The 385-nt window shown below is 74.5% G+C and carries 1 protein-coding gene; it reads right to left on the bottom strand.

Features of this window, described 5'->3' with window-relative positions:
* Positions 1–43: 43 nt before the first annotated feature.
* Positions 44–385: citrate/2-methylcitrate synthase (locus tag KDL01_RS42735; protein WP_212534388.1), on the bottom strand; the 342-nt coding region annotated here is incomplete at its 5' end.

Here is a 385-nt window from a genome sequence, read left to right on the forward strand (position 1 = left end):
GTCCTGAGGCACCCGAACGCGTCCGGCGCGGTGGACGGCGCGTTCACGGCGTGTCCACGGTCGCGGCGGTCCATGCCCGTTCCGCCTGCCCGGTGTAGGTCGGCAGGAGCGGCGGGGGCATCGGGCCCTTGATGCGCCGGCCGCTCCGGGTCTCCTCCCAGCTGTGGGCCAGCACGCCGACGGACCGCGACAGGATGAAGAGTCCGCGGGCGAGTTCGGCGGTGAAGCCGAGCTCGGCGTAGATCACGGCGGTGGCGCCGTCGATGTTCATCGGGACGGGGCGCTCCCGGCCGGCCGACAGCTGGGCCTCCAGCTCCAGGGCCGCGGCGAGGTGACGGCCCCCCACGACCCCGGCGTCGACGGCTTCCCGGACGAACTCCAGGAG

The sequence above is a fragment of the Actinospica durhamensis genome (assembly GCF_018139695.1).
In the GTDB taxonomy this organism is placed as follows: domain Bacteria; phylum Actinomycetota; class Actinomycetes; order Streptomycetales; family Catenulisporaceae; genus Actinospica; species Actinospica durhamensis.